General features: G+C 73.1%; 1 protein-coding gene. It reads left to right on the forward strand.

All coding sequences use genetic code 11. From position 1 onward, the window contains the following. The coding region (locus tag F0Q45_RS26400; protein ID WP_306439478.1) for a hypothetical protein at positions 1–623 on the forward strand (623 nt) is incomplete at its 5' end. Positions 624–732: the final 109 nt, after the last annotated feature.

The raw sequence follows: 732 nt of genomic DNA on the forward strand, positions 1-732 counted from the left end.
CCGGCCGGTCACACTGGGCACCCCCGGCGCTGAGCGGCGCACCGGAGAACACACCAGAACGGAGCACCACCATGGGCGAATACTTCACCCCGACCTTCCTCAACAGCGCCGGCGACATCGTCGGCGCGCTGGACCCGCAGGACTACGGATCGGGTCTCAAGCTGGCCGGCCACAGCCGCGCCGACAGCCGGCTCATGTATGCCGTGCAGACCGTCTTGGCGCTCGACGGCGGTGCACGCCTGGTCTGGGCCGGCGACTATGCCGCCGCCGAACCCGGCCACCGGGCCAACCTGTACTTCCTCATCCAGGAGCGCCACTTCCTGCGCTTCGAAGGACTCATCGGCGCGGGCGTGCGGCCCAACAGGACGCTGCCCCGGGGCAACCGGGCGGGCGTGTTCGGCTACGTATGCAACGCCGACAAGCAGCACTACCTCGAAAACCTCACCCTGCCCATCGATGACACCGGGTGGCGGCGCACCCCCCTGCCGTGGCTGACCGCCGAATGCGCCCCGCTCGACGAGGGGGCCGGCGCGGGCAGCCTGGGCAGCTGGGCGCGCGATCGCCTCTACTACACCCAGTGCCATCCCGGCCCCGACTGGACACCGGTCGCCCCCGCCCTCTGAGGCCCGGCTGGCCACGACGCCCCGGCCGGTCCCTCCACCGAGGGTCGGCCGGGGCCGCTCCTACGTGCGGCCCGCGCACGCACCGACGCCGCGGTCGGGCCGCCCCGGG

Origin of the sequence: Mycobacterium simiae (assembly GCF_008370645.1) — a bacterium.
Classification (GTDB): Bacteria; Actinomycetota; Actinomycetes; order Mycobacteriales; family Mycobacteriaceae; genus Mycobacterium; species Mycobacterium simiae_A.